This is a genomic window from Mesorhizobium sp. B2-4-12, assembly GCF_006441575.1.
Taxonomy (GTDB): domain Bacteria; phylum Pseudomonadota; class Alphaproteobacteria; order Rhizobiales; family Rhizobiaceae; genus Mesorhizobium.
On sequence record NZ_VFVC01000008.1, the window covers coordinates 100378 to 124000 of the forward strand.

General features: G+C 63.4%; 28 protein-coding genes and 2 pseudogenes. 13 read left to right on the forward strand and 17 right to left on the reverse strand.

The window, feature by feature from the left end; genetic code table 11:
* Positions 1–111 precede the first annotated feature (111 nt).
* The 7 genes from ruvB to FJ934_RS07535 all read right to left on the reverse strand — a co-directional run bounded on the left by ruvB (position 112) and on the right by FJ934_RS07535 (position 4431).
* Positions 112–1149, reverse strand: a complete 1038-nt coding sequence (ruvB, locus tag FJ934_RS07505) for a Holliday junction branch migration DNA helicase RuvB (RefSeq protein WP_140608306.1) — start codon at positions 1147–1149, stop codon at positions 112–114.
* Positions 1146–1550 carry a type II toxin-antitoxin system VapC family toxin gene (locus FJ934_RS07510; protein ID WP_140608308.1) on the reverse strand — a complete coding sequence of 135 codons (405 nt, stop codon included), beginning with the start codon at positions 1548–1550 and terminating at the stop codon, positions 1146–1148. The genes ruvB and FJ934_RS07510 overlap by 4 nt, the downstream gene beginning before the upstream one ends.
* Positions 1547–1828, reverse strand: a complete 282-nt coding sequence (locus tag FJ934_RS07515) for an AbrB/MazE/SpoVT family DNA-binding domain-containing protein (protein ID WP_140608310.1) — start codon at positions 1826–1828, stop codon at positions 1547–1549. Before FJ934_RS07515 ends, FJ934_RS07510 begins: the two co-directional genes overlap by 4 nt.
* 64 nt (positions 1829–1892) lie before the next feature.
* Positions 1893–2513 (reverse strand): Holliday junction branch migration protein RuvA, encoded by a 621-nt coding sequence (ruvA, locus tag FJ934_RS07520; protein ID WP_140608312.1) that lies wholly within the window; start codon positions 2511–2513, stop codon positions 1893–1895.
* A gap of 13 nt (positions 2514–2526) precedes the next feature.
* Entirely contained in the window at positions 2527–3039 is a 513-nt protein-coding gene (ruvC, locus tag FJ934_RS07525) for a crossover junction endodeoxyribonuclease RuvC (protein WP_140608314.1), read from the reverse strand.
* A gap of 96 nt (positions 3040–3135) precedes the next feature.
* Complete coding sequence (locus FJ934_RS07530; protein WP_140608316.1) at positions 3136–3669, reverse strand: DUF1465 family protein; 534 nt, start codon at positions 3667–3669, stop codon at positions 3136–3138.
* 381 nt (positions 3670–4050) lie between these two features.
* Positions 4051–4431, reverse strand: coding sequence for a hypothetical protein (locus FJ934_RS07535; protein WP_140608318.1), 381 nt, complete (start codon positions 4429–4431; stop codon positions 4051–4053).
* 337 nt (positions 4432–4768) lie between these two features.
* Between FJ934_RS07535 and FJ934_RS07540 the strand changes: the two genes are divergently transcribed.
* The gene (locus FJ934_RS07540; RefSeq protein ID WP_140608320.1) at positions 4769–5320 is read left to right on the forward strand and encodes a DUF2269 family protein; all 552 of its coding nucleotides are present in this window, start codon (positions 4769–4771) and stop codon (positions 5318–5320) included.
* Between the two features lie 6 nt (positions 5321–5326).
* Here the strand turns inward: FJ934_RS07540 and FJ934_RS07545 are convergent, their stop codons facing one another.
* From FJ934_RS07545 to FJ934_RS28310, 3 genes and pseudogenes are all read right to left on the reverse strand, one after another.
* Complete coding sequence (locus tag FJ934_RS07545) at positions 5327–6097, reverse strand: sulfite exporter TauE/SafE family protein (protein WP_140608322.1); 771 nt, start codon at positions 6095–6097, stop codon at positions 5327–5329.
* 123 nt (positions 6098–6220) lie between these two features.
* A pseudogene (locus tag FJ934_RS07550) lies at positions 6221–6944 on the reverse strand (methyltransferase domain-containing protein).
* A gap of 67 nt (positions 6945–7011) precedes the next feature.
* Positions 7012–7140, reverse strand: a pseudogene (locus FJ934_RS28310) (Lrp/AsnC family transcriptional regulator); the annotation flags it as partial.
* A gap of 200 nt (positions 7141–7340) precedes the next feature.
* On the opposite strand from FJ934_RS28310, the gene FJ934_RS07560 reads away from it, so the two are divergent.
* From FJ934_RS07560 to FJ934_RS07595, 8 genes are all read left to right on the forward strand, one after another.
* A complete protein-coding gene (locus FJ934_RS07560) occupies positions 7341–7988 on the forward strand; it encodes a thiamine phosphate synthase (protein WP_140608324.1) in 648 nt (215 codons plus the stop codon).
* A gap of 1 nt (position 7989) precedes the next feature.
* Positions 7990–9030, forward strand: coding sequence for a tetratricopeptide repeat protein (locus FJ934_RS07565; RefSeq protein ID WP_140608326.1), 1041 nt, complete (start codon positions 7990–7992; stop codon positions 9028–9030).
* A 151-nt stretch (positions 9031–9181) separates the two neighbouring features.
* The gene (gene efp / locus FJ934_RS07570) at positions 9182–9748 is read left to right on the forward strand and encodes an elongation factor P (protein WP_019861758.1); all 567 of its coding nucleotides are present in this window, start codon (positions 9182–9184) and stop codon (positions 9746–9748) included.
* Positions 9749–9834: 86 nt separating this feature from the next.
* Positions 9835–10635: an inositol monophosphatase family protein gene (locus tag FJ934_RS07575; protein WP_140608328.1), complete on the forward strand. Its 801-nt coding sequence runs from the start codon at positions 9835–9837 to the stop codon at positions 10633–10635.
* A gap of 81 nt (positions 10636–10716) precedes the next feature.
* The gene (locus FJ934_RS07580; protein ID WP_140608330.1) at positions 10717–11403 is read left to right on the forward strand and encodes a hemolysin III family protein; all 687 of its coding nucleotides are present in this window, start codon (positions 10717–10719) and stop codon (positions 11401–11403) included.
* A 139-nt stretch (positions 11404–11542) separates the two neighbouring features.
* Positions 11543–12568, forward strand: a complete 1026-nt coding sequence (locus FJ934_RS07585; RefSeq protein WP_140608332.1) for a MotA/TolQ/ExbB proton channel family protein — start codon at positions 11543–11545, stop codon at positions 12566–12568.
* A gap of 1 nt (position 12569) precedes the next feature.
* Positions 12570–13601, forward strand: a complete 1032-nt coding sequence (locus tag FJ934_RS07590; protein WP_140608334.1) for a peptidoglycan -binding protein — start codon at positions 12570–12572, stop codon at positions 13599–13601.
* Between the two features lie 249 nt (positions 13602–13850).
* Positions 13851–14276, forward strand: a complete 426-nt coding sequence (locus FJ934_RS07595; protein ID WP_140608336.1) for a hypothetical protein — start codon at positions 13851–13853, stop codon at positions 14274–14276.
* Between the two features lie 81 nt (positions 14277–14357).
* Here FJ934_RS07595 and FJ934_RS07600 read toward each other — a convergent pair whose 3' ends face one another.
* The gene (locus FJ934_RS07600) at positions 14358–14711 is read right to left on the reverse strand and encodes a DUF1304 domain-containing protein (RefSeq protein ID WP_140608338.1); all 354 of its coding nucleotides are present in this window, start codon (positions 14709–14711) and stop codon (positions 14358–14360) included.
* Between the two features lie 141 nt (positions 14712–14852).
* Between FJ934_RS07600 and FJ934_RS07605 the strand changes: the two genes are divergently transcribed.
* A complete protein-coding gene (locus FJ934_RS07605; RefSeq protein WP_140608340.1) occupies positions 14853–16337 on the forward strand; it encodes a carboxypeptidase M32 in 1485 nt (494 codons plus the stop codon).
* Positions 16338–16452: 115 nt separating this feature from the next.
* On the opposite strand, the gene FJ934_RS28640 is transcribed toward FJ934_RS07605, so the two are convergent.
* A complete protein-coding gene (locus tag FJ934_RS28640; protein ID WP_264296484.1) occupies positions 16453–16584 on the reverse strand; it encodes a hypothetical protein in 132 nt (43 codons plus the stop codon).
* On the opposite strand from FJ934_RS28640, the gene FJ934_RS07610 reads away from it, so the two are divergent.
* Entirely contained in the window at positions 16583–17695 is a 1113-nt protein-coding gene (locus FJ934_RS07610) for a hypothetical protein (protein WP_181165546.1), read from the forward strand. The genes FJ934_RS28640 and FJ934_RS07610 overlap by 2 nt on opposite strands.
* A 17-nt stretch (positions 17696–17712) precedes the next feature.
* Here the strand turns inward: FJ934_RS07610 and FJ934_RS07615 are convergent, their stop codons facing one another.
* Entirely contained in the window at positions 17713–19512 is a 1800-nt protein-coding gene (locus FJ934_RS07615) for an ABC transporter transmembrane domain-containing protein (protein ID WP_140608342.1), read from the reverse strand.
* Between the two features lie 208 nt (positions 19513–19720).
* Here FJ934_RS07615 and rpmE point away from each other — a divergent pair, with 208 nt between their 5' ends.
* Complete coding sequence (gene rpmE / locus FJ934_RS07620) at positions 19721–19942, forward strand: 50S ribosomal protein L31 (RefSeq protein ID WP_140608344.1); 222 nt, start codon at positions 19721–19723, stop codon at positions 19940–19942.
* Between the two features lie 148 nt (positions 19943–20090).
* Here rpmE and FJ934_RS07625 read toward each other — a convergent pair whose 3' ends face one another.
* Complete coding sequence (locus FJ934_RS07625) at positions 20091–20720, reverse strand: TetR/AcrR family transcriptional regulator (RefSeq protein ID WP_140608346.1); 630 nt, start codon at positions 20718–20720, stop codon at positions 20091–20093.
* Positions 20721–20941: 221 nt separating this feature from the next.
* Between FJ934_RS07625 and FJ934_RS07630 the strand changes: the two genes are divergently transcribed.
* Positions 20942–21421, forward strand: a complete 480-nt coding sequence (locus FJ934_RS07630; RefSeq protein WP_181165547.1) for a DUF1772 domain-containing protein — start codon at positions 20942–20944, stop codon at positions 21419–21421.
* A 28-nt stretch (positions 21422–21449) separates the two neighbouring features.
* Here FJ934_RS07630 and FJ934_RS07635 read toward each other — a convergent pair whose 3' ends face one another.
* From FJ934_RS07635 to FJ934_RS07645, 3 genes are all read right to left on the reverse strand, one after another.
* Positions 21450–21761 carry a SelT/SelW/SelH family protein gene (locus FJ934_RS07635; RefSeq protein ID WP_246671449.1) on the reverse strand — a complete coding sequence of 104 codons (312 nt, stop codon included), beginning with the start codon at positions 21759–21761 and terminating at the stop codon, positions 21450–21452.
* Between the two features lie 31 nt (positions 21762–21792).
* The gene (locus FJ934_RS07640) at positions 21793–22542 is read right to left on the reverse strand and encodes a YebC/PmpR family DNA-binding transcriptional regulator (RefSeq protein WP_140608350.1); all 750 of its coding nucleotides are present in this window, start codon (positions 22540–22542) and stop codon (positions 21793–21795) included.
* Positions 22543–22838: 296 nt separating this feature from the next.
* On the reverse strand, positions 22839–23606 hold the full coding sequence (locus FJ934_RS07645) for a TerC family protein (protein ID WP_140608352.1): 768 nt from the start codon (positions 23604–23606) through the stop codon (positions 22839–22841).
* Positions 23607–23623 lie beyond the last annotated feature (17 nt).

Genomic DNA, 23623 nt, shown 5'->3' on the forward strand with positions numbered 1-23623 from the left:
TGGATTGAAGCGAGATAATTCAAGATTGCGCCGGCAAATCGACGAGGACGCGTAGATTTTGCGCAGGAACGTTCACGGATGCTTGATCCCGGCCTGAAAACCCGCCGGAGCCTATTCTTCCTGGAACAGGTTGATCTGCTGCTGTGTCAGGTCCTTCGGCGCCTCGAGGCCGAGATGGCGCCAGGCATTGGCCGTCAGCATGCGTCCGCGCGGCGTGCGCTGGATGAAGCCCTGCTGGATCAGGTAGGGCTCGATGATGTCCTCGATGGCGTCGCGCGGCTCGGACAGGCCGGCGGCGATCGTCTCGATGCCGACCGGTCCGCCGCCGAAATTGCGCGCGATCATAGACAGATACCGGCGGTCGAGCGCGTCGAGGCCGAGCGCGTCGACCTCGAGCCGTGTCAGCGCCTCGTCGGCGATCAGGCGGTCGACATGGCCATCGCCGGCCACCGAAGCGAAATCGCGCACGCGGCGTAGCAGCCGGCCGGCGATGCGTGGCGTGCCGCGCGCCCGCCGCGCGATTTCAAGCGCGCCGTCGTCGCCGAGCGGCATCTGCAGGATGCGGGCGCCGCGCCGCACGATCTGCTCCAGTTCCTCAACCGTATAAAAATTGAGCCGCACCGGAATGCCGAAACGGTCGCGCAGCGGATTGGTGAGCAGGCCAAGCCGCGTGGTGGCGGCGACCAGGGTGAAGCGCGCAAGGTCGATCTTGACCGAGCGCGCCGCGGGGCCCTCGCCAATGATCAGGTCGAGCTGGAAGTCCTCCATCGCCGGATAGAGGATCTCTTCCACCGCCGGGTTCAACCGATGGATTTCGTCGATGAACAGGACATCGCCTTCCTCGAGATTGGTCAGCAGCGCGGCGAGATCGCCGGCCTTGGCGATGACCGGCCCGGAGGTCGAGCGGAAATTGACGCCGAGTTCGCGCGCCATGATCTGCGCCAGCGTCGTCTTGCCGAGACCCGGCGGCCCGACGAACAGCACATGGTCGAGCGCCTCCTTGCGGCCCTTGGCGGCCTCGATGAACACTTTGAGGTTGGCCCGCACCGCGGCCTGCCCGACAAAGTCGTCGAGCGTCTGTGGGCGCAGCGTCTGGTCGGCATCCTCGCCGCGTTTTTCCGGAGCAATGAGACGGGGGGAAAGGCTCATCCCAGCAGCTCCATGCTCGCGATGGATCCTGCAGCCCGCGGATCGAACGTGACCATGTGAGAGCAGCCCAGATTCCGGTTGTGCTCGGCGATCAGCGCATCGGCAAAGTCCACCTGGGGCATGTTGGATCTCTCGAGTGCGACCACGATGGCATCGAAGTCCTCGAAAACCAGTGTCCTGATCTTTAGCAGCCTTTGGATCGCAGTCAGAACTTGCTCTTTGGGCAGCTTGTAGCGTGAAATCAACGACCAGTTGAACTCGACAAGGACGATCAGGCTGACAAAACCCGGATTGTCTTCATTGAGACCGTTGCCGAAAACGAGAGCTTTCGCCCTTTGCTCAGCGTCATCGTTCAGCACCATTCGCAGCAAAACGTTGGTATCGATACCTATCGACGTCACGCGCCCTCATTCCCGCCCTTCGGCTCATCTCCAACAACGTGCCGTCCGACAGCCTCGCGCACCGCGGCATCGATTTCTTCGAGCGATGCCGGGCCACCTGGCGGATCCCCCAGGAATCCGGCGAGGTCGGCAAAGTCGAGATTGCGCGGCGTTCCGATCAGATAGCCGTCCATGACCGTCCAAGCGATCATGTCACCCGTCTTGAGCGACAGAGCGTCACGGATATCCTTTGGAATGGTAAGCTGGCCTTTCGATGTCAGGCTTGCATACGCGCCCATTTTTCTTACTTTCCGAGAAACTACTTACCAAATGCGTTCTAGCTGGAATTTGCCTTTCAAGCAATCACCGCGCCAGTTCCTTCAGCCCGAAGCGGATCAGCTTGGATGCGTCCGCACCCTCGCCCGCCGTCTTCAGTGCCGCCGATACCGCATTGGCTGCGATGTCACGGGAATAGCCGAGATTGACCAGCGCGGAAACCGCGTCGGTGATCGGCGCTGGCGCCACGCCTTCGCCGAGTTCCTGCTTCAGGCCGATCGTGCCCGAGGCGGCACCTGTAAAAGCGGGCGTCTTGGTCTTCAATTCGGTGACGATGCGTTCCGCCACCTTCTTGCCGACGCCGGGCGCGCGACTGACCATGGCGATGTCGCGCAGGGCGATCGCATTGGCGAGATCGGCAGGTGTCAGCGTCGAGAGGATGGCAAGCGCCACCTTGGCGCCGACGCCCTGCACATTGTTCATCAGGAGCCGGAACCACTCGCGCTCCAGCGCCGACTGGAAACCATAAAGCCGGATCATGTCTTCTCGCACATAGGTCTCGATGAACAGCACCACGGCTTCGCCGGGCGGAGGCAGCGTGGCCAGCGTGCGCGCCGAACAATAGGCGACATAGCCGACCCCATGCACGTCGACGAGGCAGTGGTCCTCGTCGATCTCATCGAGCGTCCCCTTGAGCTTGCCGATCATTGGCCATGGCCTCTCATGATGCCAATGCCGCCAATCGGTAGGCGGCACTCTGCCGGTGATGCGCATGGCAGATGGCGATGGCCAGCGCGTCGGCAGCATGTTCGGTATCGAAGATAGCCTTCGGCAGCAGCACTTTCACCATCACATGGATCTGCTTCTTGTCGCCATGGCCGACGCCGATGACAGCCTTCTTCACCGCATTGGGCGCATATTCGGCGACGACAAGGCCGGCCCGTGCCGGCACCAGCATGGCGATGCCGCGCGCCTGGCCGAGCTTAAGCGTCGCTACCGCATCCTTGTTGACGAAGGTTTGTTCGACTGCCGCCTCGTGCGGCATGGTCTGGTGCAGGATCTCGGCAAGCCCGTCATGCAGCTGGCAGAGCCGCGTCGCCAGCGCCGCCTTGTCTTCGGACCGCACGGTGCCGGACGCGACGAAGCGCAACGAATTGCCGAGGCTCTCGACGATGCCCCAGCCGGTGCGCCTGAGCCCCGGATCGATACCGATGATGCGAATCGCGTCCCCCATCCGACCAATCTACCCCTTGGGCGGACAGCGATGCCAGCGAAATGTGAACAAACCGGAAACGGCAACCAAAGTGTAGAGACTGTTTCCGGAGATGTATCAGTTGCGCGCGAAGGCGGTGTTGAGCAGGCTGATCTGGTCCGAAACCGGATTGGGCCGGCGAGCCATTGGCTGCATGTCGATCACGGCGCCCGCGCCATAGATTTCATCATCCATGCGGCGCACCAGCGCCTGCAGGCGCAGCGACCGGTTGACGAGGTCGAGGAAATCCTTGGGCAATTCGGCCCAGCCGGCTGCTTCGTCGTGGGCGGAAGCCGTGTCGAGGCGCACCTTGGACTTTTCCGAAGCGACCTGGTCGCGGGTCATCTCACCGGAATTGGCCGCGCGCTGCAAAAGCAGCCACGAGGCAACCTGCATCAGCCTCGTGGTCAGCCGAATCGATTCGGCCGCGTAGAGCGTAGCAGCCAGCCTCGACAGTTTCTTGGCCTCGACGCGACCCTTGCCGTCGAGATATTCCGCCGCCTGTTCGACCAGCCCCATGCCTTCCTGGTAGAGCGGTTTGAAGGAGTGCGAAAAAACCCGGCGCTCCGCCAGCTTCACGGTTTTCGCGCTGCCCTTCGAAGGCTCGTTCATTGATACGCCCCTGCACTTGCAACCGGCCGATACGGCTCACTGCCGATACACCCGGGACCCTATATGACTGAAGCTTGAAAATGCGCTTCACCGGGGGTGAAGGCAAGCACATGTTTAACAGAAGGTTAACAGTGATCGGCCGCGCTGGGTGCCGCCGGACGGCGGACAAAAAAAGAGCCGCGGATAAGGCGGCTCTCAGGAGTTTAACAGGGAGGCGTCAAACAAAGTGGCTCCAACCACTCGGTAAGAATCCAGATCACTGGATGCTCATAGTAAACGCCTGTAAAGCTTAATGAACCTTTAACGGCACTGATGTTTTTTGAGCGAATGCCTGGTTCCTGTGCCGTAACAGCACAATTCCAAGGCTCCGCCAGGCACCGGTCAGGCCTTCTTCCAGACCACCGGCAAGGCGATGAAGGCAAACAGCAGCATGCCCGCATAGAAGCCGATCGAGGCGATTCCCAGCAGCGGCTCGATTCCCGGATTTCCGGCAAGCAGGATGTAAAGGCCGATCATCAGCCCGATGCCACTGATCGCGGTCAGCCAGAAATGGACGATGGCGATCGTCTTTTGCCCGGCTGCCGGAAACAGATGATAGAAGAACGCGAAGACCGCCGACATCAGCCAGCCGGCCACCATCACATGGGCGTGGGTCGGCATCTGGCCATGGTCCTCGCTGATCGCCATGTGGATGCCAAGCGCCATGCCGCACAGCGCATAGATGACGGCCAGCGTGAAGAAATTCCGTGCTACCCCTTGCATTTAGTCCCCCGAATTGCCTTTTCCCGAGCTGGGAATGAGTTGATCGTCAGGCGACTTCTGTCGCCACCGGGCTGCCGGCATCGGCGCATTAGCATCGGCAATGTTTCTGGACGATGTCGCGCCTACCCCTCCCGATGCTTCTCACAATAACAGAAAGCGGGCGGCATGTTCGCCCTATCGGCGCTTCTTACGTTGCCGAAGCTGAAACAGAGCCAGTTTTTTCACGACATCGTTCCGAAACAGGCGCGGCGCTAAACGCTTGGCCATCGGGGGCGGCGGACGAGCGCGGTGGCGCGCGGCGCCCTTTACCATTGCATTTGCACCGGGGAGAAAAATCATGGACTGGTATTCCATCGTCAAATTGCTGCACATTGTTTCGGCGACCCTGTGGGTCGGGGGCGGCTTCACGCTGATGGTGCTGGCGACGCTGGCGGATCGGGCGGGAAACATCCAGGGAACGCTGCAGGCGATGCGCGCCACGGGCGAGTTGGGCAACCGCTTCTTCGCGCCGATGTCGATGCTGACGCTGGCCTTCGGATTGACCATGTGCGGGTTCTGGGTCGGCTTCTCCGAACTGTGGATCCTGATCGGCCTTGCCGGCTACGCCGCGACCTTCTGCATCGGCATGTTCGTCTTCAAGCCGACAGCCGACCGCATGGCCGCGATGATCGCCAGGGATGGCGTGACGCCGGCAGCACTTGCCCATGGCCAACGCATCCTGCGGGCGGCGCGCTTCGACTACGCTGTGATGCTGGTCATCATCGCCGACATGGTGCTGAAGCCGACCTTGCACGACTTCGCCGTCCTGGCCGGCATGGTGCTCATCCTTGCCGGCGGCGGCGCCCTGGCGCTTGGCCGGTCACGGCGCATGGTGCCCAGCGCCGCCTGACCCTGTTCAAAGAAGGCCGGCGATCCCGTCCCACAAAAGCTTCAAAGCCACGACCGCCACCGTCGCGTAGGTGAAGGGATAAAATATCTCCGGCCGCATGCGCCGCACCAGCCAGGCACCGGCGATCGTCGACAGCGGCGCCAACGGCATCAGGACGGCCGACGCCGTCAGATTGGCGGTATCGAACTGGCCGAGCGCGAAATAGGGGATGAGCTTCAGTGCATTGGTGGCGGCAAAGAAGATCGCGGCGGTACCCGACAGGACCTTGGGATCGAGCCGGATCGGCAAGGCATAGACCTGGAAGGGCGGACCGCCGACATGGGCGACGAAGCTGGTGAAGCCGGCGACCGTCCCCCATAGAGCGGCGGCCACCCGGTTGGGTTCGGCCGCATGGTCGGCACCATGGCGAAACTGCAGATATAGCCAGCGCAGCACGAAGATGATGGCGACGCCGCCGACGATGAGCCGCACCGCCTCCTCGGTGACGAGTGCGGCCGTCAGCCAGCCGAGCCCGATGCCGATGACGGCGCCCGGCATCATGTCGACCAGCATCTTGCGGTCATAGACGCCCCACCATGTCCACACCGAGACGATGTCCATCAGGCACAGGATCGGCAAGAGGATGGCGGCCGCCTGCACCGGCGGCATGGTCAGCGCCATCAAGGGCACGCCGACGAAACCGACAGCGCCGCCGAAGCCGCCCTTGGACAGGCCGACCAGAATGACCGCCGGAATGGCGGCCGCGTAGAACCACGGATCGAGAAGCAGGCCTGACATGGGAGGGACTGGTCTGGAGGGAAGGCGCGTCAACGCCTGAATAGCCGAGAATTTTGAGCCGGGCGACCGCAAATGCAAGTAGCGGCCCGCCGGACCGGTGACGCCCTTATGCTTCCGACCGTCCTATCGGCGAGCCGACACCAGCAGGAACATCGGCCGCTCCAGCTCTTCCATCAACTCCGGCCTTGCCGCGGTCTGCGCGTCCGTCGGGCGGAATTCCTCGACATGCGCGATCGTGAATCCGGCCCGGATCAGCGTGTTGAGCGTGGTGCCGATGGTGCGATGATGTTTCACGACGCCTTTGGCCAGCCAGTCGGTCTCGCGAGGGCCTTCGACCAGATACCGGTCGACAGGCCACGTCTTGCGGCCTTCGGCATCGATCGACCAACCGGGATTGGTCGGAGCCATGAAGATCGGGTGTTCGGTCGAAAAGCCGAAATGGCCGCCGGGCGACAGGGCCTGATGCACCGTGCCGAACAGGCGTGCAACGTCCTCGACATAGTGCAGGGCAAGCGAGCTGTAGATCGAAGCCGTCTTGTGGCAGGCTGAGCTGGTCGAGGTCGGCCCTCGCATAGGTGATGCCGACATCCGGGCCGGCCACCCTCGCCCGGGCCAGCATCTTTTCCGACAGGTCCAGCCCCAGGACCTCCTTGGCTCCATGCTCGTGCGCCCAGCGGCAGAACCAGCCGAAGCCGCAGCCGAGGTCGACGACCCGCAGGCCGCCGACGTCAGGTAGCATCGCGCGCAGCGCCGGCCATTCCGCCGCGCCGTCCAGGCCTTCGACCGACCGGCCAAGCTGGCTGTAGCCCGCGAAGAAATCCGGCTGGTCGTAGATATTCTGCGCCATGTCTCCCTCGTTCTTCAGACAATCATCTGATGGACCTGTCGCCCATTTCCACCACGGCCGTGCGGAGTCAAGACCGCGAGGCCGATGCCGCCTCAAGCGGCGGCCGCCGCCGGATCGGCTGCGCCTTGATGATGGCGGTGCTGGTCTCCTCGTCGGCGATACGATCGAAAATGCCGTCGAGGTCGCCGATCGAGCGCGAACAGCCGCGCGACCCTGAGGGGCTTCGAAACCGTCCACCTCGATCCCGGGGGCCGGCCAAGTAAGGCGCTGCGCCGGCTGCCCGGCGGACCAAAGATCGCGATCCTGACTGTCCGCCTGTTCAAAGCGGGCAGTTTGCTCTATGCCGCAATCCAACCATCTTCGCCCGGCATAGGCGAAACCCGGGATCGAAGAACCATGAACGAAGCAACGCCCCCAAATCGCTGTCGTATCGTGCTGATCGCGCCGCCCGGCGTGGCGGCCGCGCGCGTTGCAGCCGCATTCGAGGGCGGTGACGTCGCCTCGCTGATCCTGCCCGAAAATAGCATGGACGAAGCCTCCTTCCAGGCCCTCGCCGAACAGATCGTGCCGGCGGCACAGGCCGCGGGCGTGGCCGTAATCATCGCCGGCGATACCCGCATCGCCGGCCGTGTCCAGGCCGATGGCATCCATGTCGAGGTCTCCAAGGCCGAGCTTGCCGAGACGATCGGGCATTTCCAGGCGAAGATGATGGTCGGCGCCGGCGGCGCCAAGACGCGCGACGACGCGCTCGAGCTCGGCGAAGCCAGGCCCGACTACATCTTCTTCGGCCGCTTCGGCTACGACAACAAGCCGGAGCCGCATCCGCGCAACCTGTCACTGGGCGAGTGGTGGGCGCAAATGATCCAGATCCCCTGCATCGTCATGGCCGGGTCCGACCTTGCGTCGGTCGCGACCGTGGCAGCCACCGGCGCCGAGTTCGTCGCTTTGTCGAGCGCGGTGTTCGCCGAAGGCGTCGATCCGAAAGCGGCGATCGCCGAAGCCAATGCGCTGCTCGACGAAACCGCGCCGCGCTTCGAGGATTAATGTGGCCCAGGCAAGGCTTTCCCTTCAGGCCCTGCTTGCGGCGGTCATGATCCAGGCCGCCGCCGCCGAAACGATTCCCTTGCCGCAGCCCAAGCCTGATACCGGCGTGCACACCGACAAGCCGATCGAAAAGCAGCTGCCGCAGCCCGCCACCACGGCGGAGCCCGCACCGCTGCCCTCGGCCGACAGCATCAATCCCGACCGTTTCGGGGCGAAGCCCGCGGACGCGGCCTATGGCGCTTTCCAGCGCGGGCTCTACAAGACCGCTTACAATCTGGCGCTGACGCGGGCGCAGAACGGCGATCCGGCGGCACAGACGCTGGTGGCCGAGATCCTGTCGCGGGGCCTGGGTGTCCCGCTGAACGCGGCCGAAGCCGCGAAATGGTATGCGCGCGCCGCCGAGCAGGGCGTGCCGGAATCGCAGTTCCAATATGCGCTGATGCTGCTCGACGGCCGCTACGTTAAGAAGGACACGAAGGAGGCCTATGCGCTGATGCAGGCGGCGGCCGAAGCCGGCAACCAGCTGGCGCAGTTCAATTTCGCGCAGATGCTGGTGCAGCAGGATCCCGGCGATGCTGGCTTGACCAAGGCGGTCTCCTATTATGAACGCGCCGCCGCGACCGGCCTCGCCGATGCCCAATATGCCATGTCCCAGGTCTATGCCAACGGCGTCGGCGGCAAGCCGCACGACGACGCCCAGGCAAGGCGCCTGCTGGCGCAGGCCGCGCGGCAGAACTACGATACCGCGCAGATCGATCTCGCCGCCTGGATGATCGAGGGCCGCGGCGGCCCGCGCGACCTGAAGTCTGCCTTCGGCTGGACCAAGCAGGCCGCCGAGGGCGGCAATGTCGCCGCCCAGAACCGCCTGGCGAAACTCTACATGCAAGGCATCGGCACCGATCCTGATCTGGTGCTGGCCGGCGCTTGGTACATCGTCGCCCGCCGCGCCGGCCTCATCGATTCCGAGATGGACGATTTCCTGCAAGGCTTGGACGACGACCAGACCAAGCAGGCGCTGCAGAAGGCAAATCGCCTGCCCTGACGGCCCGTGCACCGCACGGCGCCGCTCCCTGCCCGCTCGCTCCCTTGCCTCTTCGGGTGTTTTGTGGTCTTGGGAGCCCGAAATCGCTTTTCCCAGCGACCCATCCCATACCAACGGTCTGGCCGTTGGTAGCATCCCGGATCATCCCATCATGGCCAAGATCAATGGCAACGAAATCCGTCCCGGCTACGTCATCGAGCACGATGGCGGACTCTGGGTGGCGGTCAGGACCAACACCGTCAAGCCCGGCAAGGGCGGCGCCTACAACCAGGTCGAGCTGAAGAATCTCATCAACGGCACCAAGCTTAACGAGCGCTTCCGCTCAGCCGAGACGGTCGAGCAGATCCGGCTTGATCTCAAGGATTTTTCCTTCCTCTACGAGCAGGACGACGCGCTGGTGTTCATGGACACCCAAAGCTACGAACAGCTCGAGCTGAACAAGGACTTCGTCGGCGACCGCGCCGCGTTCCTGCAGGACGGCATGATGGTGACGGTGCAGCTCTACGAGGAGAGGCCGATCGGCATTTCGCTTCCCGACTATGTAACGCTGACCATCACCGAGGCCGATCCCGTGGTGAAGGGCCAGACGGCGGCATCCTCCTACAAGCCAGCGGTGCTGGAAAACGGCATCCGCGTTCTGGTGCCGCCCTTCATCGGCGCCGGCGAACGCATCATCGTCGACACCAACGAAATCACTTACGTGCGCCGCGCCGACTGATGCATGTCGCCCAAAAGTGGCCCCGGTTTTGGGTCACCGACATGCATCAGGACAAAGTTTAAAGCGCGGCAGCAGGAAGAAACTCTATGGCACGCTCAGCCCTTCTCAACGTCATGGTCCAGGCCGCAATGAAGGCCGGCCGCTCGCTGTCGCGCGACTTCGGCGAGGTCCAGAACCTGCAGGTCTCGATGAAGGGTCCGGGCGACTATGTCAGCCAGGCCGACCGCAAGGCCGAGGACATCGTTTTCGCCGAATTGTCGAAGGCGCGCCCGGGCTATGGCTTCCTGATGGAAGAGCGTGGCACGGTCGCCGGCGAAGACAGTCAGCACCGCTGGATCGTCGATCCGCTCGACGGCACCACCAATTTCCTGCACGGCATTCCGCTTTTCGCCGTCTCGATCGCGCTGGAGCGCCAGGGCCAGATCGTTGCCGGCGTCATCTACAATCCGGCCATGGACGAGCTCTATACGACCGAACGCGGCGGCGGCGCCTTCCTGAATGACCGCCGCCTGCGCGTCGCCGGCCGCGCCAAGCTGGTCGACGCCGTGATCGGCTGCGGCGTGCCGCATCTGGGGCGCGGCCAGCACGGCAATTTCCTGATTGAATTGCGCCACGTCATGGCCGAGGTCTCCGGTGTCAGGCGCCTTGGTTCAGCCTCGCTCGATCTCGCCTATGTCGCCGCCGGCCGTATGGACGGCTTCTGGGAAACCGGCCTGTCGGCCTGGGATATCGCCGCCGGCCTGCTGCTGATCCGCGAGGCGGGCGGCTTCGTCTCCGACATGGATGGCGGGCAGGACATGCTGGACAACGGTTCGGTCGTCGCCGGCAACGAGATCATCCAGCGCGCGCTGCTGAAGACGGTGAAAAAGCCGCTGCCGCCGCGTTGAAGCGCCGCAGTCGCAAAACCGCAACAAAGCTTGAAATACTGTCCGGCGGTTTCCCAGATACGGGGTGACACAGGACGTGAGATGACCAACACACCGCCGCAACCCGATATTCCGTTCATCGGACGCTGGCACTATTCGCGCGCCGAGATGATCGCCGACGGCATCGTCCACGCTGTCGGCATCGTGCTGGCGATCGCGGCCGGCTCGGCACTGCTGGCGCTGGCGGCGTTTCGGGTCGGGCCGGGCGAATACATCGCCGCCGCCTTCTATGTCGTTTCGCTGCTCACCGTTCTGTCGGTGTCGCTGATCTACAATCTGTGGCCGGTGTCCTCACCGGTCAAATGGGTCCTGCGGCGCTTCGATCACGCTGCGATATATCTTCTGATCGCCGCCACCTACACGCCTTTTCTGGCCCAGCTCGGTGGCTCGCCGCTGGCCAGCGGGATGATCGCGCTGGTCTGGATCGCGGCGGCGACAGGCATCGCCATAAAGGTGTTTTTCCCCGGCCGCTTCGACCGGCTGGCGATCGGCTTCTATCTCGCCATCGGCTGGAGCGGCATCATTCTGGTCAAGCCACTGGTCGAAACGTTGCCAGCCACGTCGATCGTGCTCATCGCCGCCGGCGGCGTCGTCTATTCCTGCGGCGTCATTTTCTTCGCCTGGAAAGGGCTACGCTTCCACAACGCGTTGTGGCACGGCTTCGTCGTCACCGGCGCCGGCCTGCATCTGGCGGCCATGGTCGACTGTCTGGTCATCAACCGCCTTTGATCCTGGAAACCAAATTCGGTTTCCGAGCTGCAAACTTGCGCCAAGGCAATATTGCCAAGCGCCATTCAATTTGGTCACAATTCCGTTTAGAGTCGCGAACTACGTGATCGGCGGCAGCGGCATCGGAAACGGGGCACGGATGGCTTTTCTCAGATCCTTCGGCATGGGCAGGCGCTCCGACGTACTGATCTACGATCCGCATAAATTGTCGAGTCCGCAGGTTTTTCTGCTGACCATGGTCATCTTCCTTGCCATCGTAGCCTTCATCGCCGCCATCCTGACGCGGCAGGTCTCGACGGCTTTCGTCACCAATCCCGGGCTCAACGGGCTGATCATCGGCGTGCTGGTGGTCGGTATCCTGCTCGCCTTCGCCCAGGTCGGGCGGCTGTTTCGCGAGGTGCGCTGGGTCAACTCCTTCCGTGCCGGCTCGGAGACGACCGAACCGGTGCTGCTGGCGCCGATGAAAGCGATGATCGGCCGCTCCGCGACCATGGCCTTCTCGACCTCTTCGATGCGCACCATGCTCGATTCGATCGCCACGCGCCTCGACGAAAGCCGCGACACCTCGCGCTACCTGGTCGGGCTGCTGGTGTTCCTCGGCCTGCTCGGCACCTTCTGGGGCCTGTTGAACACGATCGGCTCGATCCGCGAGACCATCGAATCGCTTGATCCCGGCACCGGAGACGCGGCCGCGGTGCTCGAATCCCTCAAGCAGGGGCTGTCGGCGCCGCTGGCCGGCATGGGCACGGCCTTCTCGTCCTCGCTGTTCGGCCTGTCCGGCTCCCTCGTGCTCGGCTTCCTCGACCTGCAGGCGGGCCGCGCCCAGACCCGCTTCTACACCGAGCTTGAGAACTGGCTGTCCTCGGTCACCGATCTGTCGTCCGATATCGTCGTCTCCGATCCTGCCAAGGCCGAACCTTCCGATGAAATCCGTCTGTTGTCGGAGCGGCTGCGCAGCCTGCAGGAGAATGGCGGCGGCTCCAACCCGCGCGTCGCCACCGCCATGGCCAATCTCGCCGACGGCATTTCCGGCCTGGTCAAGAACATGCGCTCCGAGCAGCAGATCATGCGCGACTGGGTCGAGGCCCAGTCAGACGAGCAGAAGGCGATGCGCAACACGCTGGAAAAGATCGCCGATGCCCTGAAGAAGCCCGGGGTGCACTGACATGGCGCTCGCCAGGGGCCGGCGTACGGATCGCCGCATCGACTACTGGCCGGGCTTTGTCGACGCGCTGTCGACGCTGCTTCTGGCGATCATGTTCCTGCTCACCGTTTTCGTGCTGGCGCAGTTCCTGCTCGGCCGCGAGATTTCCGGCAAGGACGCCGTGCTTAACCGCCTCAACTCGCAGATCAACGAACTGACGCAGCTCCTGGCGCTGGAGCGGTCGACGACGCAGGACAAGGAGGATTCGCTGGCCAACCTGCAGGCGTCGCTTTCGGCGGCGCAGGCGGAAAAGAGCCGGCTCGAGCAGCTTTTGGCACAAGGCGCGGGAGCCGGCGACGCGGCCAACCAGCGCGCGGTCGCCCTGTCGGGCGAACTCGACAGCCAGCGCCAGATCAGTCAGCAGGCGCTGAGCCAGGTCGAGATCCTCAACCAGCAGATCGCCGCGCTCCGCAAGCAGATCGGAGCGCTGGAAGATGCGCTCAACGTTTCCGAGACCCGCGACCGCGATTCCAACACCAAGATCGCCGATCTCGGCCGCCGCCTGAACGTGGCACTGGCGCAGCGTGTTCAGGAACTGAACCGCTACCGCTCCGATTTCTTCGGGCGCCTGCGTGAAATCCTTGCCGACCGCGAAAATATCCGCATCGTCGGCGACCGCTTTGTCTTCCAGTCCGAGGTGCTGTTTCCGACCGGCTCCGAGGTGATCAACGACGCCGGCAAGGTCGAGATGAAGAAACTCGCCGACGCCATCATCGAGTTGCAGAAGGAAATCCCGCCCGAGATCAACTGGGTGCTGCGTGTCGACGGCCATACCGACAACAAGCCGCTCTCGGGTACTGGCCGCTACCGCGACAACTGGGAGCTGTCGACGGCGCGTTCGACCTCGGTGGTCAAGTTCCTGATCGAGAATGGCGTGCCGGCCAACCGGCTGGTCGCCGCCGGCTTCGGTGAATTCCAGCCACTTGATCCCGCCAATACCGACGAGGCGCGCAACAAGAACCGCCGCATTGAACTGAAGCTCACCGAACGGTGACTACTCATCACTTAAAAGTCACGCGAACTTGTTCACCGCCTCAACTCTAGCGCGCACATTGAATCCGGCAAGGGCTGAAAAGATTATCTTTTTTTAATTACACTTCGCACCGGAGCGCTCCTAGCTTGCTGCGCAGGGCCGAGAACCGCCGGCGATGCCTCCCATCGCGACGCGACGGAACCGGACGGCCCGCGTCCGGGACGCGGAGTGGCAAGACCGCTCCCTTCCCATGTAAAAGGAGGCGCCGTCATGCGCTCTTCAGCATCTCTCAAGATTGCAACCCTCACCGCGATTCTCATCGCCGCCCCGCTGGCGGGCGCCTATGCCGCAGGCCATCACAAGGGCGCGCTCGACGCGACCGATCCGACCGACATGACCGGCCCGCGCATCGAGGGCCTTATCGGACAGGTACAAGGTGTCCACCAGGGCATTGTGGACGCCAGGGACGCCAACAGCATCACCCCGGCCGTGGCGGAACGCCTGGAAATGCGCACCGCCCGCATCAGCCAGGCGGCCGAGAGGATCGCCGCATCGGATCATGGCAGGATACCGGCCGCCCAATACCATGATCTGCTGCGCCGTCTCGACAATGTCGACCAGAGGCTGAGGGTCGATACCGGCAGCGGCTTCATGATCGGCGACGGCGCCGACGGCGGGAACTATCCGAACGGCTGAGGAATTCCTTGTTCGCAAAGGTCCAAGAGGAAGGGACCACCTGGCGCCTTCGGGACCCCAATCCCGCGGGCGTCCTTTTCCTCACCAGCCGAGCCAGATCGCAATCAGGGCGATCGCCGCCGGCACGGTCTGGGCAAGCAGGATCTTGCGGCCGACCGTTGCGCCGCCGTAGAGGCCTGCAATGGCCACGCACAGCAGAAAGAAAACCTTGATCTGAAAGCCGGCGGCGCCGAGATAGAGCCCCCAGATCAGGCCGGCAGCGAGAAAACCGTTGTAGAGGCCCTGATTGGCGGCGAGCACCTTCGAGGCACTGGCGAATTCCGGCGTCAGGCGGAATGTCTTGTGCCCGCGCGGCGTGTCCCAGAGCACCATTTCGAGATAGACGATGTAGACATGGAGCAAGGCCACCAGCCCGACCACTATGTTGCCGATCATATGCTCCCCCTTCCCGTGTTGCCGGCAGCATTTCATGCACGGCATAGACCGTGCAAGGAGCACCCGCCGGACGGCATCTGAGGGTTGCCAACGCATTTGCGTTGGTGTCTTTTCGCGCCGTCCTCAACCACGGAAGCCGCCATGTCCTTTCACAAACTCGACGACCTCGGCCACAAGCTCGAAGCGCTCGAGCACGCGCTTACCATCCTCGGCGCCGACGAAGCGACCCACATGGCGGTCGGCGGTGGTGAGAAGCGTGCCGAGGCGATGGCGGCACTTGCCGGCATGTACCACACCAGGGCGACCGCGCCGGAAATATCCGACTGGATCGCCGCGGCCGAAAGCGAGGCGCTCGACGACGAGCAGCGCGCGGCTCTCGCCGAGTTGCGCCGGCAATATACCAACCTGACCTGCCTGCCGGTCGAATTCGTCGAACGCCTCACGACCGCACGCATGCGCTGCGAGCAACTGTGGCGCGACCTGCGCGCCAAGAACGACTGGGCAGGCTTCCAGCCGGCGCTCGAGGGCGTGGTGGCGCTGGTGCGCGAAGAAGCGGCCCTGCGCTCCGACGTGCTCGGCCTAGCCCCCTATGACGCGCTGATGGAGCAATACGACCCCGGCAACCGCACCGCCGACATCACCCCCGTCTTCGCCGACCTGAAAGCCTTCCTCAAAGGGTTCGTGCCGGAGGCGTTGGCGATACAGGACGCGCGGCTGCGCAAACATCCGCTGAAGCCGCTTTCGGGCACCTATCCGCTAGATCGCCAGCGCGAACTCGGCCTTGCGATGATGGCGGCGGTCGGTTTCGACCTCACGCACGGCTCGTTGTCTGTGTCGCACCACCCCTTCTGCGGCGGTGTGCCCAGCGACGTGCGCATCACCACCCGTTACAAGACATCGGATTTCCTGTCGGCTCTGATGGGCGTGCTGCACGAGACCGGCCATGCGCTCTACGAACAGAACCTGCCGAAAGCATGGTCGCACTGGCCGCTCGGCAAGGCACGCGGCATGGCCGTGCATGAAAGCCAGAGCCTGTTCGTCGAAAAGCAGATCGGCCGCAATCCTGCCTTCTGGCGCTGGGCGCTGCCGGTGGTGGAAAAGCATCTCGGCGAGGCCTGGTCGCTCGACGACATCCTGCCGCATGTGCATCGCGTCGAGCGCGGCCTGATCCGCGTCGACGCCGACGAGGTGACCTATCCCTTGCATGTCATCCTGCGCTACGAGCTTGAGCAGGAGCTGGTCTCGGGCGGGCTGGAGGTTGCCGAACTGCCGGAAGCCTGGGACGCCAAGATGCGCGACTATCTCGGTCTCTCCACCATCGACAATCCGGCCGACGGGCCAATGCAGGACGTCCATTGGCCGGGTGCCGCCTTCGGCTACTTCCCCTCCTATACGCTGGGGGCGATGATGGCGGCGCAGCAATGGGCCGCGCTGAGGCGGGAGCATCCTTCCGCCGACGACGACCTTGCCAAGGGGAATTTCGCGGCCATCAATGACTGGCGCCGCAGGAAGATTTGGTCGCAGGGGTCGCGCTGGTCGACGCCGGACCTGCTCGAACGCGCCACCGGCGAAAGGCTCAACGCCGTGTATTTCGTCAATCATCTGAAGCAGCGCTACGGCGGATAAGATCGGCCGTCGTGCCATCCCGCTTGCGCTGACCTGCGGCGGCTGCCGTCGAACAGGAATGCAATGAGGCATCCTTGCAGGACGGCAGCCTTGCGGGATCGCCTCTACTTTTCTATCACTGGTGGTATCCGACAGTGTCTTGCGAGACTTGCGGATCATGCGGGCTGGGGTGCTTTCCGGTGACATCTTCTGCGATCACACGGCTTTTCGTCTTGATTGCCTTGGCGATTTTCTGCGCGCCGGCCATGGCCGACACCGAAATCCACAAGGGCACCCCAGGCGCCCGGATCGATGCGATGCGGCTGGTCCAGGACACCATCCACTATGTGAGCCTGTCCATGGGCCGCGGCTCCTACATTCCCCGCAGTCCGAGCACGGTGATCGCCAGCGGCTTCGGCGATTGCAAGGACAAGGCCTTGCTTCTCGCCTCCAGCCTGCGCCGCCTCGGCGTTCAGGCCGATCCGGCCCTGACCGATCTCGACGGCGGGCTGGCACTTGGCGAGATGGTGCCGACCATCCGTGCCTTCGATCACGTCATCGTCAGGGCAACGATCAAAAGCCAGGTCTACTGGATCGACGCGAACAATTACCTGCAGGGCGGCAGGGCCGAGAATCTCGTTCCACCCGACTATGGCTTCGCCCTGCCGATTGTCGCCGGTAGCGCGCGGATGGAAAAGATGGAGCGCAAGGAGCTTTTCGAGCCTACCACCTTCGTCAGCGAGGCGTTCGACTTTCCCAAACTCAAGGGCGAAGCGCTGAAGCTGACGGTGCGCACGACCTATAGCGGCGCGGATGCCGACAGCATGCGCTACAGGCTGGTTTCGTCATCCGCCACCAAGCTCGCCGATGACTATCTCCAGTATTACAACCGGCAGTATCCAGGCATGAACAGCCTGGCGCCGTTGTCGACAGATGACGACCGCGACCGCAACATCGTCACGACGGTCGAATCCTACGAGCTTTCCGCTGGCGATCTCGATGCCGATGATCTCATCAAGAACTTCCCGCTCAAGGCCGATGTCGGCATCAGCAATCTGCCGGAGCCGGATATGGTCGGCAGGACCGGCCCAGTCTGGCTCGGCAGTCCGATGTTCAAGCGCCATCAGTGTACCGTCCACAACCTGAAGGCCGAGTTTGTCGGCCCCGAGAAGTCCAACGACGTGATCACGCCCTTTGTCGCCTTCAAGGCGCGCTGGTCGAGCGCGCCGACGGAGTTTCAGGTCGACTGGTTTTTCAAGGCGATCGGGGACCGGGTTCCCGCCAAGGAGATCGGCCCTTATCTGAAGTCGCGCAGGAAGATGGCCGACAACGCCTCCTGGAGTTACAATTTCGGCTACGCCGAAACCGAGGCGAACTGAGCGTTATCGGAAATTCCTTATTCCGCCGCGCCCCTGAAAGCGCTGGCGCCGGTCTCGAATTGCAGCTTGGCCAGCCGGGCATAGATGCCGCCCTTGGCGACCAGGCTCTGGTGCGTGCCTTCCTCGACGATACGGCCGCCATCCATGACCAGTATCCTGTCGGCCTTCAGCACTGTCGCCAAACGGTGCGCGATCACGATGGTCGTGCGGCCCTGCATCAGCCGTTCCAGCGCCATCTGCACCAGCGTCTCGCTTTCAGCGTCGAGCGCCGAGGTGGCTTCGTCGAGCAGCAGGATCGGCGCGTCGCGCAGGATGGCGCGCGCGATCGCCACACGCTGGCGTTGGCCGCCAGACAGCGTCACGCCGCGCTCGCCGACCTGGCTGTCGTAGCCGTTCTCGAGCTTGAGGATGAATTCGTCGGCCAGCGCGTCCTTGGCCGCCGCCTCGATCGCGGCCTCGCTGGCGCCCGGGCGGCCGAAGCCGATATTGTCGCGCGCGCTGGCCGCGAAGATGGTGACATCCTGCGGCACGATGGCGATGCGCTCGCGCACCGCAACCGGAGCGGCCTCGCGCACGTCGACGCCATCGATCATGACCTTGCCGGTTTCGGGATCGTAGAAGCGCAGGATCAGCGAGAACACCGTGCTCTTGCCGGCCCCCGAGGAACCGACGATGGCCACCTTCTCGCCGGGCTTGACCGAAAAACTCAGGCCGTGGACGGCTGCGCGGTCGGGCCTTGCCGGATAGGAGAAGGAGACGTCGTCGAAGACGATCGCGCCCTTGGCGACCGCCGGCAGCGGCTTCGGCTCGGCCGGCGCCTGGATCGCCGGCTTCTCGGCCAGGATCTCGGTCAGCCGTTCGGCCGCGCCCGCTGCTTGCGCAAGTTCGCCCCAGACTTCCGACAGCGCGCCGAGCGCCCCGGCGGCGAACACCGAATAAAGGAGGAACTGCCCGAGCGTGCCCGGCGACAGATTGCCTGCGAGCACGTCGCGCGAGCCGAACCACAGCACCGCCACGACGGACGAGAAGATGGTGAAAATGGCGAAGAAGGTGAGGAACGAGCGCGCGAAGATCGAGGCGCGCGCCGCATCGAACGCAGCCTCCACCGCGCCGGAGAAGCGCCCGGTGACCAGATTTTCGTTGGTGAAGGCTTGCAGCGTGCGCACCGCGCCGATCTGCTCACTGGCATAGGCTGTCGCGTCCGCGAGCGTGTCCTGCGCCTGCCGCGACTTGCGCCGCACCGAGCGGCCAAAGGCGACCAGCGGCAGCACGATGATGGGAATGGCTGCTATGACCAGGCCGGATAGTTTCGGGCTGGTGACCACCATCATTCCCACAGCGCCAAGGCCCAGGATGACGTTGCGCAGCGCGACCGACGCTGTTGCGCCTACCGCCGATTTGACTTGTGTGGTGTCGGCGGCGAGCCGCGACACGATCTCGCCCGACTGGGCGGTGTCGAAGAAGGACGGCGACAGCATCGTCACATGGGCAAAGACATCGCGCCTGATATCGGCGACGACGCGCTCGCCGAGCGTGATGACGAAATAGTAGCGGCCTGCCGATGCCGCGGCCAGCACCGCGGCCATCGCCACCAATGCGGCGAAATATTCAGCGATGAAGGTGGTGCTGGGCGAGGAGAAACCGTGATCGATCATCCGCCTTACCGCCAGCGGCAGCGTCAATGTCGTTGCCGCCGCGATGACCAGCGAGATGACGGCGCCGACGACCAGCGTGCGATAGTGCCCGATATAGGGGAACAGGCGCCGGAGCGGCTTGAGCGAGCGTCTGCGCTCCTCTGCGCTGCTGGTTTGCGCCATACCGGTGTTTTCCTCTAGCCGCCTTGTGATCCATGCGCCTCAATATGCGCTTGCCGCGGCCTTGTGATTCAATTTCGGCTGATGTATAGGCACGCCGACCGTTTTAGAAGCCGTGGCTCTTCAATAGCTCCGGCTTCGAGTTTTAAAAAGGGGCGCATCGACGCAGGCTTATGCCCGTCCGCCGCGCCGGCAAGCCAGGAACAGAGCCATGAAGACCGCTATCCATCCCGACTACCACACCATCAAGGTCGTCATGACCGACGGCACCGAATACATGACCCGTTCGACCTGGGGCAAGGAAGGCGATACGATGAACCTCGATATCGACCCGACCACCCATCCGGCCTGGACCGGCGGCCAGCAGACCCTGCTCGACCGCGGCGGCCGCCTGTCGAAGTTCAAGAAGCGCTTCGAAGGTTTCGGCCTCTAAGCCAGTTGCGCCTGCAGAATTTCGAAAAACCCGCCCTCGTGGCGGGTTTTTTGTTGGGCAGAACTCCCTTCTCCCCGTCACTATACGGGGAGAGGAGCGCGTCCCTGGCGGTTTCGCCAACTGTTAGCGCGATAGGAAGCTCAACTGTCTATTCGCCCAGCAATTCCCTGAGTGCCATGTGCTTGTAGGCGGCGACCAGCCTGTCGCCTTCCTCGCGGTCGACGGAGATCGCCAGCCGCATCGCCGCCTCGCCCATTTGCCAGACCAGAAACGCGGTGGTCTCCAGGGAGACTGGATCGGCGCCGGGACGTAAGCGCTTCAGCACCGCGACGAGGAATTCGGCATTGGCTCGGCTGTCGGCGAGTTCGAGTTGGCGCAGCGCCTTGTCGGCCTGCGTGCCCGACCAGATGTCGCGCATCACCGGCTCGGCCAGGAACAGCCGATAATAAATATCGACCAGCTCCGAAAACGCCCGTCGCAACCCTTCGGCGTCACTGACGCCGGCGAGTGTCGCCGAGATGCAGGCCTGGCTTTCGGCGGTGTAGCGCTCGGCCAGCGCCCAGACGATCGCCCGCTTGTCCGGAAAGAACTGGTAGAGCGAGCCGATCGACACCCCTGCCCGTTCCGCCACTTCACCCATGCGCATGGCGTCACTGCCCTGCTCGGCAATCAGCGCCGAGGCGGCCGCCAGCATGCGCTCGACCCGCTCGCGGCTGCGCTGCTGGCTCGGCGCCCGGCGCGGTGAAGCGATCTGCTCGTTGGCCGGTATGCCTTCCATGACTGTCTCCAACAAACGCCTATCACCGGAGATCGCTTGACTCGCAAAATACGAGGGTTTATCACGTTTCGCAAATATGAGGATTGCTCATGTTTTGAAGCGCAAATGCTCGGCGGCCGCAAAACTCACCGATGGCGTCCAGCGCGTGCTCGGCCGCGCCCCGAAAGACTTCGCCGCCTACGCAACCGAAACCGCCGCCACCCAAATCTGGAGCAACTGACATGATCGCGAAGTTTCTTCCCACCCTCACCTTCATCGCCGCGATCGGCGCCGGTGTCGTCGGCGGTGTGTTCTTCGCCTTTTCCAATTTCGTCATGCCGGCACTTACCCGTCTGCCCGCGGCCGGTGGCATTGCCGCGATGAATTCGATCAACATCACCGTCATCACGCCAACCTTCATGACGGCACTTTTCGGCACCGGATTGGTCTGCCTCGTGCTCATCGCCGGCGCGGTCGTCGGCTGGAGCCAGCCAGGTTCGTTTTGGCTTCTCGCCGGCGCACTGATCTATCTTGTCGGCAACCCGATCGTGACCATGGTCTTCAACGTACCGCTCAACGATGCGTTGGCCGCTGTCGATCCGGCCAGCAGCAATGGCGGCGCCGTCTGGACCGGCTATCTCAGGGACTGGGTGATGTGGAACCACGTCCGCGCCGTCACCGCCATCGTCGCGCTGGGCTGCTTCATCTTCGCGTGGCGGTAAATGCGAAGCCCTGCTCGAAGGATCCTGCCTAAGCGGGGTCTTTTGACTTATGGCCCTTGCGATCGGAATGGCCGAGATCGCGGTCGGGATCGATGACGTCGCGCACCAATTGCTTCAGCTTCGCCGCATCGGGAAAGCCGCCGTCGCGCTTGCGATCCCAGACCAGCACCTCGTTACAGGAGATGGTGAAGATGCCGCCGGTGCCGGGCACCAGCGTCACTTCGCCGAGATCGGTGCCGAAGGTGGAGAGCAGCTCCTGCGCCATCCAGGCGGCGCGCAGCAGCCACTGGCACTGCGTGCAGTAGGTGATGCGGATGGCGGGCAACGGCTTCTCGCTCATCCCAGGTTGAGCTCCGCTCATACCTGGTGGCTCACGCCGCGCTGAGCTTGGCCAAGGTCTCGTCGTCGACTTCGAAGTTGGCGTACACGCTTTGCACGTCGTCGTCGTCCTCGAGCGTGGCAACCAGCTTCATCAGCGACTGGGCGCGTTCCTCGTCGACCGGAACATTGTTCTGCGGCTGCCAGATAGGCTTTACCGATTCCGCTTCGCCGAGCGAAGCTTCCAGTGCCTTGGACACTTCGCCGAGATTCTCGAAGGAACAGTAGATGGTGTGGCCTTCCTCGTCCGACTCGACATCATCGGCACCGCCCTCGATGGCCGCCTCCATGACCTTGTCGGCACTGCCGGCGGAGGCCGGATAGTAGATCTCCCCGACCCGGTTCCACATGAATGAAACCGAACCGGTTTCGCCAAGCGCCCCACCAGCCTTGGTGAAGGCCGCACGGACATTAGAGGCCGAACGGTTGCGGTTGTCGGTCAGCGCCTCGACGATCAGCGCCACGCCGCCGGGACCATAACCTTCATAGCGCACGGCTTCGTAGTTTTCGGCATCGCCCATGGACGCCTTGTTGATGGCGCGCTGGATGTTGTCCTTCGGCATCGACACAGCCTTGGCGTTCTGGACGGCAAGGCGCAGGCGCGGGTTCATCGAAGGATCGGGCGTACCGGTCTTGGCGGCGACCGTGATTTCGCGCGCCAGCTTGGAAAACATTTTCGACCGCACCGCGTCCTGACGGCCCTTGCGGTGCATGATGTTCTTGAACTGTGAATGACCAGCCATGGCACCCCTGTCGTGTTCGGCTAGAGCATCGGCAGCCAGGTGAACTCCACCGGGCGTTTTGCAAAATGCTCTGATACAAATTTCAGAACGCCTCTGGCGTGTCCGTCAGGACGCAGGGCACTCTATCTCGGAATGGCCGGCTTATAGATAAATCGGCTCAATTCGTCCAGCCGCGCCCATGGCGCGGGTCACCGAACCCGCGACATTCCCCCAATCCGGAGATTTTCCGGTCGCGTTCAGCCTTCGAGATGCGATTCAGCCGGTCGATGATGCTGAGCGTACAACCCACTCAAAACTCAGTGTCCGCCGCCGGACTTCGACTTCTTCCGGCTGCGCGCCAGCATGTTGAGCCCTTCGACCAGGGCCGAAAAACCCATCGCCGCGTAGATGTAGCCCTTGGGCACATGATAGCCCATGCCGTCGGCGATCAGCGTCATGCCGATCATCAAGAGGAATCCCAGCGCCAGCATGACGATGGTCGGGTTCCTGGCGATGAAGTCCGCCAGCGGCCCGGCGGCCAGCATCATCACTGTGACTGCCGCGATCACGGCGACGTACATAATGACGATCTCGTCGGTCATGCCGACGGCGGTGATGATGGAATCGATGGAGAAGACGAGGTCGAGCAGCAAGATCTGGAAGATCGCGCCGGCCAGCGAGATCTTGAGCGTCTCGCCCAGCATCGCGTCCTGGTGATCGTCGGGATCGACGGTGTGATGGATTTCCTTGGTCGCCTTCCACACCAGGAACAGGCCTCCGGCGATCAGGATCAGGTCGCGCCAGGAGAAACCGTGGCCTAGCGCCGTGAACACCGGCGCCGTCAGTTGGACGATGATCGAGATGGTTGCGAGCAGCACCAGCCGCATGATCAGCGCCGCCGAGATGCCGAGCCGGCGGGCACGGGCCCTCTGCCCCTCGGGCAGCTTGTTGGTCAAGATCGAGATGAAAATCAGATTGTCGATGCCGAGTACAACCTCAAGCACCACGAGCGTCAATAACGCGACCCAGGCGGTTGGATCAGAAACGAATTGAAAATGCGGCGCCAGGAATTCAACGAGCTGCATGGAGGTCGTCCCCTCTG